General features: G+C 62.3%; 16 protein-coding genes. 11 read left to right on the forward strand and 5 right to left on the reverse strand.

The features are described from left to right. Positions 1–211: 211 nt before the first annotated feature. From putP to NTD82_RS19740, 9 genes are all read left to right on the forward strand, one after another. Entirely contained in the window at positions 212–1,693 is a 1,482-nt protein-coding gene (gene putP, locus NTD82_RS19700) for a sodium/proline symporter PutP (RefSeq protein ID WP_262129883.1), read from the forward strand. A gap of 129 nt (positions 1,694–1,822) precedes the next feature. Beyond that, positions 1,823–2,659, forward strand: a complete 837-nt coding sequence (locus tag NTD82_RS19705; protein ID WP_095155903.1) for a 23S rRNA (adenine(2030)-N(6))-methyltransferase RlmJ — start codon at positions 1,823–1,825, stop codon at positions 2,657–2,659. A 142-nt stretch (positions 2,660–2,801) separates the two neighbouring features. Continuing rightward, a complete protein-coding gene (locus NTD82_RS19710) occupies positions 2,802–4,559 on the forward strand; it encodes a carbamoyltransferase (RefSeq protein WP_095155904.1) in 1,758 nt (585 codons plus the stop codon). Then, positions 4,543–5,673, forward strand: coding sequence for a glycosyltransferase (locus NTD82_RS19715; protein ID WP_262129885.1), 1,131 nt, complete (start codon positions 4,543–4,545; stop codon positions 5,671–5,673). The genes NTD82_RS19710 and NTD82_RS19715 overlap by 17 nt, the downstream gene beginning before the upstream one ends. Beyond that, positions 5,673–6,569, forward strand: a complete 897-nt coding sequence (locus NTD82_RS19720) for an antimicrobial resistance protein Mig-14 (RefSeq protein ID WP_262129887.1) — start codon at positions 5,673–5,675, stop codon at positions 6,567–6,569. Before NTD82_RS19715 ends, NTD82_RS19720 begins: the two co-directional genes overlap by 1 nt. Continuing rightward, positions 6,536–7,990: a PIG-L deacetylase family protein gene (locus tag NTD82_RS19725; protein ID WP_262129888.1), complete on the forward strand. Its 1,455-nt coding sequence runs from the start codon at positions 6,536–6,538 to the stop codon at positions 7,988–7,990. Before NTD82_RS19720 ends, NTD82_RS19725 begins: the two co-directional genes overlap by 34 nt. Further along, positions 7,987–8,943: a glycosyltransferase gene (locus NTD82_RS19730; protein WP_262129890.1), complete on the forward strand. Its 957-nt coding sequence runs from the start codon at positions 7,987–7,989 to the stop codon at positions 8,941–8,943. The genes NTD82_RS19725 and NTD82_RS19730 overlap by 4 nt, the downstream gene beginning before the upstream one ends. Before the next feature lie 35 nt (positions 8,944–8,978). Beyond that, complete coding sequence (locus tag NTD82_RS19735) at positions 8,979–9,749, forward strand: glycosyltransferase family 2 protein (RefSeq protein WP_177454415.1); 771 nt, start codon at positions 8,979–8,981, stop codon at positions 9,747–9,749. A gap of 77 nt (positions 9,750–9,826) precedes the next feature. After that, positions 9,827–10,903 (forward strand): O-antigen ligase family protein, encoded by a 1,077-nt coding sequence (locus NTD82_RS19740; protein WP_262129947.1) that lies wholly within the window; start codon positions 9,827–9,829, stop codon positions 10,901–10,903. Positions 10,904–10,939: 36 nt separating this feature from the next. On the opposite strand, the gene NTD82_RS19745 is transcribed toward NTD82_RS19740, so the two are convergent. Then, entirely contained in the window at positions 10,940–11,584 is a 645-nt protein-coding gene (locus tag NTD82_RS19745) for a toluene tolerance protein (RefSeq protein WP_262129892.1), read from the reverse strand. Between the two features lie 102 nt (positions 11,585–11,686). Here NTD82_RS19745 and msbA point away from each other — a divergent pair, with 102 nt between their 5' ends. Further along, on the forward strand, positions 11,687–13,489 hold the full coding sequence (msbA, locus tag NTD82_RS19750) for a lipid A export permease/ATP-binding protein MsbA (protein ID WP_262129893.1): 1,803 nt from the start codon (positions 11,687–11,689) through the stop codon (positions 13,487–13,489). A gap of 120 nt (positions 13,490–13,609) precedes the next feature. Continuing rightward, positions 13,610–15,031, forward strand: a complete 1,422-nt coding sequence (hldE, locus tag NTD82_RS19755; protein ID WP_095155912.1) for a bifunctional D-glycero-beta-D-manno-heptose-7-phosphate kinase/D-glycero-beta-D-manno-heptose 1-phosphate adenylyltransferase HldE — start codon at positions 13,610–13,612, stop codon at positions 15,029–15,031. Between the two features lie 54 nt (positions 15,032–15,085). Here the strand turns inward: hldE and NTD82_RS19760 are convergent, their stop codons facing one another. From NTD82_RS19760 to NTD82_RS19775, 4 genes are all read right to left on the reverse strand, one after another. Further along, on the reverse strand, positions 15,086–16,039 hold the full coding sequence (locus NTD82_RS19760; RefSeq protein ID WP_095155913.1) for a metal ABC transporter ATPase: 954 nt from the start codon (positions 16,037–16,039) through the stop codon (positions 15,086–15,088). 49 nt (positions 16,040–16,088) lie between these two features. Next, on the reverse strand, positions 16,089–16,901 hold the full coding sequence (locus NTD82_RS19765; protein ID WP_262129894.1) for an aldo/keto reductase: 813 nt from the start codon (positions 16,899–16,901) through the stop codon (positions 16,089–16,091). Beyond that, positions 16,898–18,073, reverse strand: coding sequence for an NAD(P)/FAD-dependent oxidoreductase (locus NTD82_RS19770; RefSeq protein ID WP_095155915.1), 1,176 nt, complete (start codon positions 18,071–18,073; stop codon positions 16,898–16,900). The genes NTD82_RS19765 and NTD82_RS19770 overlap by 4 nt, the downstream gene beginning before the upstream one ends. Positions 18,074–18,142: 69 nt before the next feature. Next, positions 18,143–18,475 (reverse strand): DMT family transporter, encoded by a 333-nt coding sequence (locus NTD82_RS19775; protein WP_095155916.1) that lies wholly within the window; start codon positions 18,473–18,475, stop codon positions 18,143–18,145. Between the last annotated feature and the right edge of the window lie 39 nt (positions 18,476–18,514).

Here is an 18,514-nt window from a genome sequence, read left to right on the forward strand (position 1 = left end):
AAGGCTTTATAGGGTGCGTTTTCTTCTGAGATCGGCTGTTCTTGCGCCAAAAAGGAGCAAAAACACGTTGTAGTGTGATTTTTCCGACGAGGTGCAACTGGTTGCGTGAAAACGGTTGCACCTCGTTTGCGTTGTTGCATAGCATTCGCGGCCTGGGTGCAACCTCGTCAGGGGCTGTCACTACATAAAAACAAACGCCAGGGCGCAATACATGACTAGCAATCCCATCACGATTACGTTCGTGATCTACATCGCGGCAATGGTGCTGATCGGCTTCATGGCCTATCGCTCCACCAAAAACCTTTCCGACTACATTCTCGGCGGCCGCAGCCTCGGCAGCGTGGTGACCGCGCTTTCGGCTGGCGCTTCGGACATGAGCGGCTGGCTGCTGATGGGCCTGCCGGGCGCCATCTATATGTCGGGCCTGTCGGAAGCCTGGATCGCCATCGGCCTGACCGTCGGTGCCTACCTCAACTGGCTGTTCGTCGCCGGTCGCCTGCGGGTACAGACCGAGCACAACGGCGACGCGCTGACCCTGCCGGACTACTTCGCCAGCCGTTTCGAAGACCATAGCGGCCTGCTGCGGATCATCTCCGCCGTGGTCATCCTGGTGTTCTTCACCATCTATTGCGCATCCGGCATCGTCGCCGGTGCCCGCCTGTTCGAAAGCACCTTCGGCATGTCCTACGAGACCGCGCTGTGGGCCGGTGCTGCCGCGACCATCGCCTACACCTTCGTCGGTGGTTTCCTGGCGGTGAGCTGGACCGACACCGTGCAGGCTTCGCTGATGATCTTCGCGTTGATCCTGACGCCGATCTTCGTGCTGCTCGCCACCGGCGGCGTCGATACCACCTTCCTTGCCATCGAAGCGCAGAACCCTGCCAACTTCGACATGTTCCGCGACGCCAGCTTCATCGGCATCATCTCGCTGATGGGTTGGGGCCTGGGCTACTTCGGCCAGCCGCACATCCTGGCGCGTTTCATGGCGGCTGACTCGGTGAAGTCGATCGCCAAAGCCCGTCGTATCTCCATGACCTGGATGATCCTGTGCCTGGCCGGCACCTGCGCCGTGGGCTTCTTCGGTATCGCCTACTTCGCGGCGCATCCGGAAGTGGCAGCCCCCGTTACCGAGAACCGCGAGCGTGTGTTCATCGAGCTGGCCAAGCTCCTGTTCAACCCGTGGATCGCCGGTGTTCTGCTGTCCGCCATCCTGGCGGCGGTCATGAGCACTCTGAGCTGCCAGTTGCTGGTGTGCTCGAGCGCCCTGACCGAAGACTTCTACAAGACCTTCCTGCGCAAGAATGCCTCGCAGGTTGAGCTGGTATGGGTCGGTCGTCTGATGGTGCTGGCGGTTGCGCTGATCGCCATCGCCCTGGCCGCTGATCCGGACAACCGCGTCCTGGGCCTGGTTGCCTACGCCTGGGCCGGCTTCGGTGCCGCCTTCGGTCCGGTGGTGCTGCTCTCGGTGCTGTGGAAAGGCATGACCCGCAATGGTGCGCTGGCCGGTATCGTGGTCGGTGCGTTGACCGTGATCCTGTGGAAGAACTACAGCGGTACCAGCCTGTACGAAATCATCCCAGGCTTCCTGTTTGCCACCCTCGCCATCGTGCTGGTGAGCAAGGTGGGCCGTGCTTCGAAGAGCATGGTTTTGCGGTTCGAGAAAGCCGACGCGGACTACCACGCCAACAAGTAACCTGCGCTGACATCGTTGCTTGAGACGGCCCGCATCTCTCCCGAGGTGCGGGCCGTTGTCGTTTCGGCGGGCGCAACCTGACGGCGCCGGCCCGACAAGGTAAACTTCCCGGCCCTCCCAGGAGTTGCCATGAACTATCGTCACGCCTTCCACGCCGGCAACCACGCCGACGTCTTCAAGCACATCGTGCTGACCCGTCTGATTGCCCTGATGTCGCGCAAGGAGCAGCCTTTCGCCTATCTCGACACCCACGCCGGCCTTGGCCTGTATGACCTGCAGGGTGACCAGGCAACCCGCACCGGCGAGTGGGTCGAAGGCATCGGCCGACTCTGGGGGCGCGACGACCTGCCGGCCATCACCGAGGATTACCTGCGCATCGTGCGCAAGCTCAATCCCGACGGCGAACTGCGCTACTACCCGGGCTCGCCCGAGCTGGCGCGGCGCATGGCGCGGCAGCAGGACCGGGTGTTGCTCAACGAGAAACATCCCGAAGACGGCGCCCTGCTCAAGGACAACATGAAGAAGGACCCGCGTGTTGCCGTGCACCTGGGCGAAGGCTGGCATGTGCCGCGGGCATTGCTGCCGGTGCAGGAAAAGCGTGCGGTGATGCTGATCGACCCGCCGTTCGAGAAGCCTGACGAGCTGAAACGCTGCACCAACGCGATGAAAGAGACGATCGGCCGCATGCGGCAGACCGTCGCGGCGATCTGGTACCCGATCAAGGATCAGCGCCAGTTGGTGCGTTACTACCAGGACCTGACCAGCACCGGTGCGCCAAAGCTGCTGCGTGTCGAGCTGTACGTGCACCCGCAGGACACCCCGCAAAGCCTGAACGGCTCGGGCCTGGCTATCGCCAACCCGCCGTGGGGGCTGGAAGAGGAGTTGCGTGAGTTGCTGCCATGGCTGGCGCAGTGCCTGGGGCAGACAGGCGGAAGTTGGCGGATGGATTGGTTGATCGCCGAGTGATTCCGGCCTCTCGCGGGGTCCAGAGCGGGCCCTGCAGCAACCCTCCTATTGCCCCCTCGCTTTGCGTTATAATCCCGCCCTTTCGCCGCCGCCAGCCCGATGAGGCCGCAGCGCATTTTTACCGAATAAAGAGGCTAGACCCTTGGCATTGACGATTCTTGGCCTGTCCGGCGCCCTTAGCCATGATCCTTCCGCGGCCCTGTACATCGACGGCAAGCTGATTGCCGCCGCTGAAGAAGAGCGCTTCGTGCGCGACAAACATGCAAAGAACCGCATGCCCTACGAATCGGCGAAGTTCTGTCTGGAGCAGGCTGGCATCAAGCCGTCCGACGTCGATGTGGTCGCGATCCCGTTCGCGCCCATCAGCCTGTTCGGCAAGGCTCGCTGGCACTATGCCAAACGCTACTGGTATGCCCCGGACCGCGCCCTCGACGCGATCCTGATGGGCAACCGTCGCTACAAGCGCTACCGCAAGAAGATCGTCTGGTGCCTGGAGCAACTGGGCTTCGATCCGAAGAAGATCAAGATCGAGCCGGTCGAGCACCATCTGGCGCACGCCTCCAGTGCCTACCATTGCTCGGGCTTCAAGGAAAAGACCGCGATCCTCGGTATCGACGGCAAGGGCGAGTACGCCACCACCTTCTTCGGCTATGGCGAGAACGGCAAGATCCACAAGATCAAGGAGTTCTTCGATCCGGATTCGCTGGGTGGCCTGTACGGCGCGATCACCGAGTTCCTCGGTTTCGAAATGCTCGACGGCGAGTTCAAGGTCATGGGCATGGCGCCGTACGGCGATGCCAGCAAATATGACTTCTCGCGCCTGGCCAGCTTCGAAAATGGCGAATTGGTGATCAACACCGAGTACGCCAACGTTATCGGCCTGCGTCGCTATAAAGAGAAGGGCAAGGGCTTCTACTTCACGCCGAAGCTGATCGAGTGGCTGGGTCCGAAGCGCGAAGGCGACATCGCCGACGAGCCGTACATCCACTACGCCGCCAGCATGCAGGCGCTGTTCGAGAAGCTGGCGCTGCAGATGATCGACCACTACCTGGGCGACGTCCTCAAGGAAACCGGCAAGCTTGCCTTCGCCGGCGGCTGTGCGCTGAACGTCAAGCTGAACCAGAAAATCATCGCCCGCCCGGACCTCAAAGAGCTGTTCGTCCAGCCGGCGTCCGGCGATGCCGGCACCGCAGTTGGCGCCGCAGCCTATGTTTCCCACGCCCGTGGCGTGCCGGTGGAGAAGATGGAACACGTCTATCTCGGCCCAGCGTACTCCAACGAAGATGTCATCGCCGCCTGCGCCCGTCACCCAAGTGCACCGAAATGGCGCAAGATCGACGACATGCCGGAGCGCATCGCCCAGATCATGGTCGATGGCAACCCGGTGGCCTGGTTCCAGGGCCGCATGGAGTTCGGCCCGCGTGCCCTTGGTGGTCGTTCGATCATCGGCTGCCCGAGCGTGCCGGGTGTGGCCAACCGGATCAACGAACAGATCAAGTTCCGCGAGCGCTGGAGGCCTTTCTGCCCGTCCATGCTCGACACCGTCGGCCCGCAGATGATCAAGGTCGATCACCCGGCGCCGTTCATGACCTTCACCTTCGAAGTCTCGGAAGAGTGGAAAACCCGCGTGCCGGAAGTCGTCCATGAAGACGGTACTTCCCGTGCCCAGGTGCTCAAGCGCGAGTACAACCCGCGTTACTACGACATGATGAAAGCGCTGGAAACACTGACGGGTAACGGCGTATCGCTGAACACCTCGCTCAACCGCCGTGGCGAGCCGATGATCTGCTCGCCGACCGACGCGTTGAACATGTTCTTCGGCTCCGACCTGCAGTACCTGATCATGGAAGACATCCTGGTCGTGAAGGACGGCGCGAAAGCCTATGACACGCTCGACTGACAAGCGTGTCCTGCAGTTCTGCCATGGCTACGACGGGCCCTTTCTCGATTGCGCCCGTCAGTACGCCAGCCTGTTCGCCGGCAGTGGCTACAAGGTCACTACGGTATTTCTCACTGGCAAGGCCGACGCCCAGGTGGCATCGGGCTGCGCCAGTGACGAAGTGTTGTTTCTCGAATTCAGCTCCAGTGCCATTCGTGGCCTGAAGCTGGGTGCGATTCGTGCGTTGCGGCGCATTGCCGCCGCGCGCGACTTCAGCTTCTGCATCGCCCATCGCTTCAAGCCTATCTATATCACCCTGCTGGCCACGCGCCTGCCGGTCATTGGCGTGCATCACGCCTTCGATGACTACAAGCGGGGTAGCCGAAAGCTGTTCGCCAATCTGTTCAGCAAGCGCCTGAGCCTGTTGGGTGTTTCCGACTCGGTGCGTGACGATATGCGTCGCTGCCTGCCGAAATGGCCGGCCGAGCGGATCCAGACCTTATACAACCGTATTGATATCGAGGCCCTGCAGGGGGCGCTGGTGCCGGCCGCCGAGGCCCGTGTCGCGCTGAAGCTGGACCCGCAAGCCTGGATCGTCGGCAACGTCGGCCGGCTTCACCCTGACAAGGACCAGGTGACCTTGTTGCGCGGTTTTGCCCAGGCCCTGCCGAGTCTGCCGGCGGGGGCGCGACTGGCGATCCTCGGCAAGGGACGCTTGGAAAGTTCGCTCAAGGCGCTGGCCGCCGAGCTGGGCATTGCTGCCCAGGTAGACTTCCTCGGTCAGGTGCCTGATGCCAGGCGCTACTTCACCGCCTTCGACACGTTCGCCCTGAGCTCGGACCACGAGCCGTTCGGCATGGTCCTGCTGGAAGCCATGGTGGCAGGTGCGCCGGTGGCAGCGACGGCGTGTGGCGGTGCTGTCGAAGTGGTGGAAGGTATCGGTGTGCTGTTCCCGCTCGGGGATGCCGCGGCGCTGGCCCAGGCGCTGCAAGTGCTCGCGCAGATGACTGACGAGCAACGCCAGGAGTGCCAGGCGCGCATGCTTGAACGGTTGCGCGAGCGATTCTCCGACGAGGCGGTACGCGAGGTGTTCTGGCGCCTGCCTCATGTCGTCGCGCTGACTGCGGAGGCTTGATGCTCAATCGACTTCAAGGCTGGCGTGAGCGCGGCTGGAGCGTTGTTGACGCTCAGACTTATGAACAGGCCTGGGCGCTCTTTGGCGGCAGCGTCGCGACACACCCGCTGGTGGTCGCACAGCTCGCCGAAATGTCCGAAATCCCGGTGCGTTACCTGGCCTGGCAGCAGTCCGGCGAGACCAAGGCCGCGATTCCGGTCTGGGGGCGTCACCTGGCTTTGTCCAAGGACGTGCTTAAACGCCACGGCAAAAAAGGTCTCTTCGATCTCGGCAACGCCGAAATCATCTTGCCGGCCGCAGCCGATGCCCAGGCGCCGCTTCGGCATGCCGGGCGCTACCTGTCGGAACTGAATCAGGGGCGTTTCAGCACGCTCAAGCCTCAGGCCGAATCGCTGGCCATGGCGCGGCAGCCGGAAGACCTGTCAAAAAAATTCCGTTACAACCAACGCCGCGAACTGCGCCTGCTGGAAGAGGCGGGTGGTGTGGTGCGGCCGATCCAGGATTTCGACAGCGCTGAAATCGCCGCGATGTACTGCGACCTGTTCCTGCGTCGCTGGACCTTCCCGGCCACCGGTGCCGAGCGCATGGCGGAAGTCATCGAGCGGCTGCGGTCGCTGTTGATCGGTTCGGTGGTGTTTCTCAATGATGCGCCGATTGCCATTCAGCTGGTGTACAGGGTTGAAGCGCCAGAATGGATCAGCGTGGAATACGTCAACGGCGGTGTTGACCCACAGACCCGCGAATTCAGTCCGGGCAGCGTACTCAGCTTCCTCAATACCCAGAGTGCCTGGGAGGATGCCCGTGCACGCAACAAGCCGTTGCGTTTCTCCTTTGGCCGTTCTGATCGCGAGTACAAGGACCGATGGTGCAACCCCGTGCCGGTGTTCCAGGTGTGAACCGCAAACAGCAGTTGCTCAAACGGCACCGCCGCAACAAGCGAATGGGCCTGTTGCTCGGTCTGCTATTGCTGGTCGTGGTTGGCGTGCTGGTGGCCTGGTGGTTGCCGCTGCTGCTGGCGGTGGTCGCCTGGGTGGCGCATGAGGCGTGGTTTGCCGATCACCTGTTTTACTCTCCGGCCAGCGATTACGACTACCGTATCGACGCCGACGAGCGCCATGCATTGACTCTGAATCAGGGGCGTCTGAGCTTGCCATCGGGCTGTCAGTTGCAGGCGGGCGACACGCTGGTGCTCAAGGTGAGTTTGCGGGCTGGCTTTCTGGGGCGCTTTCTTGATCCTGCGGTGAAGATTCGCGGCGACGAAGAGGACTGCCAGGCGTTCGAGCGCGGTGTAGCCGGTGTCCGCTACCTGAACCTGACGGGTCAGCATCTTGCCCTGAACGAGGGCCGGCTCTGGCTGGGCGGGCAGCATTGCCGGCTGGATGACCAGACCGAGCTGTTTGTCTGCCGCCATCCCGACTACCTGGCCGGGCCGTTGCTGGTCATTGCGCCGCATGCCGACGATGCCGAGCTGGCAGCCTTCGCCACCTACGGTGAGGCACGGGAAAGCTGGATCGTCACCCTGACCGCCGGCGAGATCGAAACCGAACACTACCGTGCCATGGGCCTCGACCCGGTTGCCGCCGCTCGCCTCAAAGGCCAGCTTCGCGCTTGGGACAGCATCAGCGTGCCGCTGTGGGCGGGGGTGCCGCAGGAGCGCTGCGTGCAACTCGGCTACTTCTGCCTGCAACTGCCCGCGATGAAGGCCGAGCCGGAAAAAGCCGTTGGCTCCCGTGAAGCGGATCTGCTGGATACCCGCCTGTTTCGGCGTTTCAACAACCTGTCACTGACCAGCGACGCAGATGGCACGCCCTCCTGGCGCAACCTGATCCAGGATCTGTGCGAACTGATCGAGCGGATTCGCCCGTTGACCATCGTGCTGCCCGAGCCACTCCTCGATCCTCATCCCGACCACATCTGCGCCCGTGACGCGCTGATCGAAGCGTTGACGCGGACCGACTGGCAGCCACGCTGGCTGTTGCATTACGCCAATCATCTTCACGACAACGATCGCTGGCCGATGGGCAATGCCGGTAGCGGCGTGGCGCTGCCACCGCATTTTGACGGTGAGGCGCCGATGAGGCCCTGGACCCATGCCGTGACTTCGCAACAGCAGTGGCAAAAGGCTATGTCGTTGGGCATGATGCACGACCTTCAACCCAGCCCCCCGTTCAAGCGGCGCCTGCGGCGACTGTTCCAGCATTGTCTGGCCGCCCGGAGATGGCCGGCCTTTGGCGAAAACGAGTTCTTCCGCAAGGCAGTACGCCGGCATGAACTCTTCTGGGTCAAAGCCACGGCCGACAAGAGAGAACAACGGTGAAAGTCCTTTTCCTGGTTCAGAAAGATCAGCGCGCGATTCTCGATCGTCTCTACGACGGCATCGCGGCTGAGTGCGAATGCGATACCCGCTGGCTTACCGATGCCGAGCAGGACAACTTGCGCAAGTACTTCCGGGAGCATGTGAAGGTCGAGGACTACGATCGGATTCTGTTCTTCCTGCGTTTCAAGAAGGAAATTCGGCAGGTCAACTTCATCCGTACCTTGCCTAACCTGGTGATTCTGGAGCACGACGCCTACCAGAATTACATCCCATGCAAGTACACCGGCAAGTTCAGCGAGTATTACCGAAATCTGCCGTGGGCGAGGGTTATCACGTCCGGGGCAGTGGTGACTCGCCGCCTGTGTGATGAAGGCTTCGACGCGGTGTTCATTCCCAAGGGCTACGATCAGGCCCTGTTGAGCAATGAACAGCGTGAGCGTGATATCGAACTGGCTTTTGTCGGTAGCCTGCGCAGCGTGGCCTATTCCGGGCGCAAGGCGATGCTCGAGTCGATCGCGGCAGTCGAAAACCTGCTCATCACCCGTACCAAGTCGGGTGAGGAATATAGGGAAACCCTGAGCCGAATCCGTTTCTTCGTCAGTGCCGATGTCGGTATGGGCGAGTACATGATCAAGAACTTCGAGGCCATGGCGTGCGGTTGCGTGCTGTTCGCCTTCGACCAGGGCGAGGAAGAAAACCGCGCGCTTGGTTTCGTCGATCTGCACAACATTGTGCTGTACCGGGATCTCGAAGAGTTTCGCGAGAAGTTGCGGTACATGCGCGAGCAGCCCGAACTGGCCCTGACAATATCGCGCAACGGCCAGTTGCTGGCCGAGCAGCGCTTCACATTCCATGCGTTGGGCAAGGCCATCGTCGATGCCATGCGTCCCCCGTTGCGCCCGCATGTGGCGCCGGGCTGGTGGAACAAATTGCGCAACGTCGTCGGCCTGTAAGGCCGTTCAATCGTTTTTACCGAGGAAGAATGACAATGGTCTTCAGCGAGAGCAGTGAGATCACCTTGATGGTGACCAGCTGTGGTCGGTTCGACCTGTTGAAGCGTACGCTCGAAACTTTCGACCGCTTCAACACGGCTCCCATTCGCGAGGTGTTCATCACCGAAGACTCGGGTGACGAAGCCGTGCGCGATTGCATCCCGGCCGGTTGGCGGGAGCACACCACGTTCATCGTCAACAAACCCAAGCTGGGCCAGATGCGCTCGATCGACGCCGCTTACGCGCAGATCAAGACGTTCTGGGTGTTCCATTGCGAGGACGACTGGGACTTCTACCGTCCGTGCTTCATCGAGGACTCGCAAGTTCTGCTGGAAGCTGACCCGCAAGCCCTGCAGGTGTGGCTGCGCAGTTTCAACCACGACCTTCAGGTGCACAGCCCGTACGTCTTTCTCAATGAGCGGCAAGTGGTACAGGGCATCCCGTTCTATCAGTTGGGCTCGGAAAAGGCCGACTGGCAGGGGTTTTCGTTCAACCCGGGGCTGCGTCGCCTGGCGGATTACCAGCAGCATGCCCCCTATGCTGCGCACTCTGGCGAAAAGAGCCTTTCCCGCTTGTACGCAGCGGAAAACCGCTATGCATTGATTCTGGAAAATGATGCGGTGTTGCACACCGGATTTGGAGAGCATGTCGAATTGCCGCAAGAGCGCGTCAACAAACTTCGACGTAAACGCAGGGATCGCATCAAGCTCATAGGCAGCGTTGCCGTTGGGGTGGTGATAGGTTTTCTGATTAACGCTGTTTTGTGAGGTCAAGTGTGGGAAGCAGGACAAGTCGAAGCTACTTCGCTGTAGCCACGATCATATTTCTTTTGAGCTACATCCTGATGGCGTCGTCGAAATGGACGAATAACATCTTTTACGCCCTCATTGCATTGCCGGGTCTGGTGTTCCTGATCAAGGAGCGCGGAGCCGGTCTGGTACAGCAGCCGTTGGCCTGGGCCTGGCTGGTTTTCCTGTTGTGGTTTCTGGTTCCTGCAGCTATTGCGGGGGATGGCCAGTTCTACAAACACATCCTGTATGTGGGGCTGTTCGTCTTCATCATCGGGGCATTGGTCGAACCTGGTTTCTTCCGGCATCCGGCGTTTGTGCGGTGCATGTTCTGGATTCTCTGTGCTTACATCTACGGTTTTGCAGTTTATGCCTATCTGAGTGGGCTCCATGCGTTCGGCGAGCGCGTTAATCTGCTGCCCTCCCGCCTGGAGAACGTCATTTACGCGAGCATCTGGTTGCTATGCGCGCTGGCCCTGGCGTTCCCGCTGTGGTTGAAGGAGCGTCGCTGGGTCGAAGCTATCAGTGCAGTGGTACTGAGCCTCTTAGCCGTCGCCTTCATCTTGCAGACGCGTACGGCGCTCGTTGGTGCGGCCTTTCTGCTGGGGCTCTGGGCGGCTTATGGCATCTGGCGATTCCCGAGGTATGGGCTGACAGGGCTGCTGATTGGTGCTGCGGTGGCAGGGCTTGTGTTCTGGGTCATCAGTAATCAGGCCTGGTTCCATGCAATGATGGAGCGTGGTGATTCCTTCCGAATCGAGTTGTTCCAGGTGATGGTTGGTGAGTGGCACAATTGCGGTTGGTTGCTGGGCTGCGGGGTCGAGTTCAAGACCGACAAGCTGCTTGGCGGCTTTATGCCTATCCAGCATCCACACAACATCTTTGTGGCACTGGGGCTGTATACCGGTGGTGTATCGCTAGTTTTGTTCGTCGTGGTGATGGCGGCCACGCTTTGGCAAGCCTGGCGCCTGCGCGATGCGTGGGGGCTATTTCTGGTTGCTGCGCTGGTGATGCTGAACTTCGATGGCAGCAAGCTCATCGGCAACCCCGACGAGCTTTGGCCGTTGGTGCTGTTGCCGGCAGCCGTGGTGCTGGGACGGGTTGTACAGACACCAAAGCGTTGGTTGATCTGATACATCTGGCGACCACCTTCGGGTGGTCGCTTCGTTTCAGGCCTTCGCCAGGGCGCTGGCGAGATCGGCGACCTTGCAGGTGGTCTGCGCCGACAGGTAAGCGCTGGCGAACACATCGCTGCCGTTGCCCAGCAACCAGGCGCGATCCTCCTTGTAACGCAGCATGTGCTTGAAGTTGCGCAGCCGTTGGGTCTTGCGCAGCGGGCGTCGATAGGTCTGCATGTCGGCGATGTCGATCAGGCCGAGTTCGCCCTCGGGCGTCAGCACCACGTTGCCCAGGTGCGCGGAGCGGAAGTAGATGCCTTTCTCGTGCAGCCGGGCGATGAAGATCCCCAATTGACGTCGCAGGTTGTCGCCGCTGTCGGGGTCATCCAGCAACTGGCGCAGGGTCTTGCCCGGCAGCGGGTCGTAGTGCACCGCGTCGCGAGCAATGTCGGCGATGCGATAGACCTCGCGCACGCGAGGGCAAGGGATGGCGCGTTCGGCCAGGGTCTTGCAGTTGTCGGCAAAACGGCGCGCGTAGGGGTACCAGGCAGCCGAACTGATCAGGCGCTTGCGGCGGAACAGCTTCAACATCGAACCGTCACGCAGGCGTAATACCTTGTCTCCGGTGCCGTCGGCCTCCAGAACGTGCGCACCTTCGCGCAGGGCAAGGTAGCGGGCATGGTCGAGCGCTTGCATCGAAACTCCGGTGTAAAGGCCAGCCGGCTATATTACCTCAGCAGGAAGTGGCAAAAAGTGCTTGTGATACAATCCCGCCTCTTTTTCACATGACGGATTCTCATGACCGCCCCCGAATCGTCTGCCCCTTCGAGTATGAAGATCTACTTGCGTCTGCTGAGCTATGTGAAGCCTTATGTCGGCGTTTTCCTGCTCAGTATCGTCGGGTTCGTTATCTTCGCCTCGACCCAGCCCATGCTGGCCGGCATCCTCAAGTATTTCGTCGATGGATTGAGCAACCCCGAAGCGGTGCTGTTCCCCACCGTGCCGTATCTGAAGGACCTGCAGCTGCTCCAGGCCGTGCCCCTGCTGATCGTACTGATCGCGGCGTGGCAGGGTCTTGGTTCATTCCTGGGTAACTACTTTCTGGCCAAGGTCTCCCTGGGCCTGGTGCACGACCTGCGGGTCGAATTGTTCAACAAGCTGCTGGTCCTGCCCAACCGCTACTTCGACAACAACAACTCCGGTCACCTGATTTCGCGTATCACCTTCAACGTGACCATGGTCACCGGCGCTGCGACCGACGCCATCAAGGTGGTGATCCGTGAAGGCCTGACCGTAGTGTTCCTGTTCATCTACCTGCTGTGGATGAACTGGCAACTGACCCTGGTGATGCTGGCGATCCTGCCGCTGATTGCCGTCATGGTGAGCAGCGCGAGCAAGAAATTCCGCAAGCAGAGCAAGAAGATCCAGGTGGCCATGGGCGACGTGACCCACGTCGCGTCGGAAACCATCCAGGGCTATCGCGTAGTGCGCAGCTTCGGCGGCGAGCAGTACGAGCAGGAGCGCTTTGCCAAGGCCAGCCAGAGCAACACCGACAAGCAACTGCGCATGACCAAGACCGGCGCGGTCTACACGCCGATGCTGCAACTGGTGATCTACACCGCCATGGCGGTGCTGATGTTCCTGGTGCTGTTCCTGCGCGGTGATGCCACCGCGGGCGACCTCGTAGCCTATATCACCGCTGCGGGCCTGCTGCCCAAGCCGATCCGTCAGCTTTCGGAGGTCAGTTCGACCATCCAGAAAGGTGTGGCCGGTGCCGAGAGCATTTTCGAACAACTGGACGTCGAGCCTGAAGTCGATAGCGGCACTGTCGAGCGTAATCGCGTCAGCGGCCGGCTGGAAGTGCGCAATCTGACCTTCTCCTATCCGGGCACCGAGCGCCTGGTGCTCAGCGACATCAACTTCAGCGCCGAGCCGGGGCAGATGATTGCTCTGGTCGGACGTTCGGGCAGCGGCAAATCGACGCTGGCCGGGTTGATCCCGCGGTTCTACCAGCACGAGCATGGCGAGATCCTGCTCGATGGCGTCGAGGTCGAGGACTACCGGCTGCGTAACCTGCGCAAGCACATCGCCCAGGTGACCCAGCATGTGACCCTGTTCAACGACACCGTCGCCAACAACATCGCCTATGGCGATCTGGCCGGCGCGCCCCGCGAGCAGATCGAGGCCGCCGCCGCCGATGCCTACGCCAAGGAGTTCATCGAGCAACTGCCGCAGGGCTTCGACACCCAGGTCGGCGAGAACGGCGTGCTGCTGTCCGGTGGCCAACGCCAGCGACTCGCAATCGCCCGCGCCTTGTTGAAGAACGCTCCGCTGCTGATCCTCGACGAAGCCACCTCGGCGCTGGATACCGAATCCGAGCGGCATATCCAGGCAGCCCTGGATCAGGTGATGAAGGGCCGCACCACCCTGGTGATCGCCCACCGCCTGTCGACCATCGAAAAGGCCGACCTGATCCTGGTCATGGATCAGGGCCGGATCGTCGAGCGCGGCACGCACCAGCAGTTGCTCGCCGAGAACGGCTACTACGCCCGCCTGCATGCCATGGGGCTGGATGAGCCAAGCAAGGCTGACATCACCTGAAACACCTTCGCCAGGGCGTCTTGCGCCCTGGCCCGCACGGCGCGGCGCTGGCTGTAATCTGGCTGGCGCGAAGCCTGTGCTAATATCCCGCCCCTGTTCATTTTGTCTGATGGGTTCTCCATGAAGTTGTCCATGCCGCGTTTCGATCAAGCCCCGGTACTGGTGGTCGGCGATGTCATGCTCGACCGCTACTGGCATGGCGGTACCTCCAGAATCTCGCCTGAAGCGCCGGTGCCGGTGGTCAAGGTCGAGCAGATCGAGGACCGTCCGGGCGGTGCGGCCAACGTTGCGTTGAACATTGCCGCGCTCGGCGCGCCGGCTGCGCTGGTCGGGGTCACCGGCCAGGACGAGGCAGCCGACAGCCTGGCCAACAGCCTGCAAGCAGCGGGCGTGCGCTCGGTGTTCCAGCGCATCGCCCACCAGCCGACCATCGTCAAGCTGCGGGTCATGAGCCGTCACCAGCAACTGCTGCGTATCGATTTCGAAGAGCCCTTTGCAACCGACCCGCTCTCCCTCGGCGCGGAAGTCGACGCCTTGCTGGAAGGGGTGAAAGTGCTGGTCCTGTCCGACTACGGCAAGGGCGCACTGAAGAATCACCAGAGCCTGATCCAGGCCGCTCGCGAGCGCGGCATTCCGGTGCTGGCCGACCCTAAGGGCAAGGATTTTTCCATCTACCGCGGCGCCAGCCTGATCACCCCGAACCTCAGTGAATTCGAAACCATCGTCGGCCGCTGCGCCGACGAGGCCGAACTGGTGGCCAAGGGCGGCGAGCTGATGCGCGACCTGGAACTGGGCGCCTTGCTGGTGACCCGTGGCGAGCACGGCATGACCCTGCTGCGCCCGGAGCACCCGGCCCTGCACCTGCCAGCCCGCGCCCGTGAAGTGTTCGATGTGACCGGTGCCGGCGACACGGTGATTTCCACCCTGGCCGCCGCCATCGCCGCCGGTGAGGACCTGCCCCACGCGGTCGGTCTGGCCAATCTTGCTGCCGGTATCGTGGTCGGCAAGCTGGGTACCGCTGCGATCAGTGCCCCGGAACTGCGCCGGGCGATCCAGCGCGAAGAAGGCTCCGAGCGCGGTGTGCTGAGCCTCGATCAGTTGCTGCTGGCCATCGATGATGCGCGGGCGCACAACGAGAAGATCGTCTTCACCAACGGCTGCTTCGACATTCTGCATGCCGGTCACGTGACCTACCTGGAACAAGCACGCGCCCAAGGCGATCGTCTGATCGTCGCGGTCAACGACGACGCTTCGGTGAGTCGCCTGAAAGGGCCGGGCCGTCCGATCAACAGCGTCGACCGGCGCATGGCCGTGCTGGCCGGTCTGGGTGCGGTGGACTGGGTCATCAGTTTTGCTGAAGGCACCCCGGAAAACCTGCTGAGCCAGGTCAAGCCGGATGTGCTGGTCAAGGGCGGTGACTACGGCATCGATCAGGTGGTCGGCGCCGATATCGTCAAGGCTTATGGCGGGACGGTGAAGGTGTTGGGGCTGGTGGAAAACAGCTCGACCACGGCGATTGTCGAGAAGATCCGCAAGAACTGATTCAAGAAAAAGACGGGTCCCGTTTGCGATGAAACGTCGCGAACGGGGCCCGAATCATTTGCCCAGGCTACCCCGGGCAATCTGCAGCAGCTTGCCAGTCAACCGCTGCAACCCGCTGGCCGGCTTCGTCGGGGCCAGGCCTTGCTGCCTGAGCCAATCCTTCCAGCGAATTCTTTCGTCCCGCACCACCCAACCGTCCTGCCGGGCGAAGCTCTCGGCCAGGTAAAGACCGCGCGTGCTTGCCGGCAGCAGGCGGTCTTTTTTCAGGTGGTACAGCTCGGGCAGCGGCTGGCCGTCTTCGAGGGGCATCAGGTAGAGATCGGGACGACTGCGGTTGAGCCGGGCGACCAGTTGATCACCTTCAAGACGCTCATCGACATGGAACAGGCTCAGCGACTTGGCTTCCTTCGGCACCTGCAGGCGCAGGTCGTAGATCAGTTGCAGCGACGCGGTTGGCAGGTGCACGTAGGCGCGCGGGCGCTCGATCAATTGCAGGTTGCCGCAACGCACCGGTCGCGCCGCGCCGGAGTGCGGGGTGAGGACGAAGGGCAACGCCTCGCGGTAGTGCAGCGCTTCGGCATACGGGGCCGGTAGCCAGGTCTCATTGAAGCGACCGCCGAGCCAGCCTTCCGGGGTTTCCAGCAGGCATTCCTCGGCGACTTCCTGCACTGCCGTGTGCAACGGCAGATTGAGTTCCTGGGCGGGGACGTAACCGGAGATCAGCTTGAGCACCACGTCGCCGCGGTCCTGACGACGCTGGCGGACCAGCACCCAGTAATCGCGGTTCTGCCAGTGCAGGGTCAGGCGGACAGAAACCCCGAGGTTGGCCAGTTCGACGGCGAAGCGCTCGCTGTCGGGGACCTGGATGGCTTTGCGCCGTTGCAAGGTCTGGGCGAAGTTCAATGGCCGGCCGATGCTCTGGTAGCTCAGGCCGTCGGGGCCGGCTTCAACGTGCAAGGGAAGGGTCTTGAAGTTGCTCGGATTCTTGCGGATCAGCGTTCGCGGCATGTCGGCTCCTTCTTGCGTTGGGGTCGGCCGCGGCGGCGGCTCAGCGGGTTCAGCGCTTGCGTAGCACCTGGGAAACGGTGGCCACGTTGTGGGCCAGGTGCACCGGATTGATGGTGCCGACAATAGCACTGGTCACGCCGGGATGGCCAAACAGCAACTCGAAGCTGGCACGCACCGGATCGACGCCCGGGCTCAGGCAGACGTGACCGCTGGCCAGGGCCTTCTTCACCAGAATGGCCTTGTTGTGGCGGGCGGCGTAATCGAGCACCGGACGCTCGGCCTGTTCGTTGAGATTGTAGGTGACCATGGCGCAGTCGCCCTGTTCCAGGGCTTTCAGGCCGCCCGCGGCGGTCTTGCCGGAAAAGCCGAAGCCGCGAATCTTGCCTTCCTGCTTGAGCAGGGCGAGAGTCTGGTAGACCTCCTCGGTGTCGAGGATATGCAGGTCGTCACCATTGGAGTGCACCAGGACCAAATCAATACATTCTGTTTCCAGGCGCTTCAGGCTGCGCTCCACCGAGGCGCGGGTGTGCGCGGCACTGAAGTCGAAGCGCGACTGGCCGTCGTCGAACTCTTCGCCGACCTTGCTGACGATCACCCACTCATCGCGCTGGCCGCGCAGCAGCGGGCCGAGGCGTTCTTCGCTGCGGCCATAGGCCGGCGCGGTGTCGATCAGGTTGATGCCCAGTTCGCGGGCCTGGGCCAGCAACTGACGGGCTTCGTGATCGTCCGGGATGGTGAAGCCGTTGGGGTATTTGACGCCTTGGTCGCGGCCGAGTTTGACGGTGCCCAGGCCCAGCGGCGAAACCGACAGGCCGGTGCTGCCCAAGGGGCGATGAAGGTCGTGCAGGGTGGGCAAGGTCATGGCAGCAGTTGCTCCCATATCGGTTGCGCCAGCGGTGGTTTGGGCAGGTCGGGCAGGGCAGGGAGATTGCCGGGCTTGATGCCGTCGCGCTCCAGCGCGTGGAGGACGCGATCGGCGAAATCCGGTGCCAGCGCGAGCTTGGTCGGCCAGCCCACCAGCAGCCGCTGTTGGTCGGCGATGAAGGCGTTGTCCGGACGGACCAGCCCGGATTGAGCAGGCTCGGCGCGGTCGACCCGCAAGGTGGCCCAACGCACCTGGCTCAGATCGACCCATGGCAGCAGGTTGGCGACTTCCTTCTTCGCCGCGGCAATCTGCGCGTCGGGTTCGCGGGCCACGCCATCGGCTTCGGCCAGGTCGCCGCCGAGGTACCAGACCCACTGGCCGTCGGCGGCCGGGTGAGTGGTCACGGTGATGCGCGGTTTCGGTCCGCCTCCCAGGCAGTGGGCATAAAGCGGCTTGAGACTCGGGCCCTTGGCCAGGACCATATGCAGCGGCCGGCGTTGCATCGCAGGCTGGCTCAGGCCGAGATCGGCCAGCAGGTCAGCGGTGCCGGCGCCGGCACTGAGGATCACGCGTTGAGCGCGAATTTCGCGATCATCGACCCGCAGGCCGACCAGCTCGTCACCGTCGCGCAGGGCTTCGATCCGCTCGCCGGCCAGCAGGCTGTCGCCGGCAAGCTCGGCCAGACGTTCAAGCAGGCTTGGTACATCGACCACCAGTTCGGCCAGCCGATAGACCTTGCCCTTGAAAGCGCGGTCCTGCAGGGCTGGCGGCAATTGCTCGCCCTTGACCTGATCGACCCGGCCGCGCACGGCCTTGCTGGCGAAGAAACTGGTGAGGTTGCCGGCGAGGGTGCCGGGTGACCACAGGTAGTGGGCCTCGGACAGCAGGCGAACGCCGGACAGGTCCAGCTCGCCGTTGCCGGCCAGCGCCTCGCGCCAGCGCCGCGGCATGTCGGCGATGGCTTCGGAGGCGCCGGTGAGGGCGCCGTGCAGCGCGTACTTGGCGCCGCCGTGGATGATGCCCTGAGACTTGAGGGTTTGCCCGCCGCCAACGCTGGCCCGTTCCACCAATACCGTCGAATAGCCCAGTTGCCGCAGCCGGGCATTGAGCCAGAGACCCGCGACCCCTGCGCCGACGATCAGGACGTCGGTGGAAATTACCGATGGCATGCACTTACCTCACAAGCTTGGACAGGTGGGCAAGTATACAGCCTGTTACGCGGGTGACCCCTTCTGGTGTCAATGTCCGGTGGTTTTCGAGAACAGCTGGATCACCACCACGCCGCCGACAATCATCGCCATGCCGAAGATGGCCGGCATGTCGAGCTTCTGGCCGTAGATCACCAGCGCGGCGATGCTGATCAGCACGATGCCTAGGCCCGACCAGATCGCGTAGGCGATGCCCACCGGAATGCTGCGCACCACCAGGGTCAGCATCCAGAACGCCACCGCGTAGCCACCGACCATCAACGCCAGTGGCAGTGGGGTGCTGAGGCCCTTGACCGCTTTCATCGAGGCGGTGGCGATGACTTCGGCGCAGATGGCGATAGCGAGGTAGGCGTAGGCATTCATGGTGGTTGCTCCTGGGTTCTGGTCGAGCATTCTAGGGAT

It is taken from the genome of Pseudomonas sp. 5P_5.1_Bac1, assembly GCF_025466015.1.
Lineage (GTDB): Bacteria > Pseudomonadota > Gammaproteobacteria > Pseudomonadales > Pseudomonadaceae > Aquipseudomonas.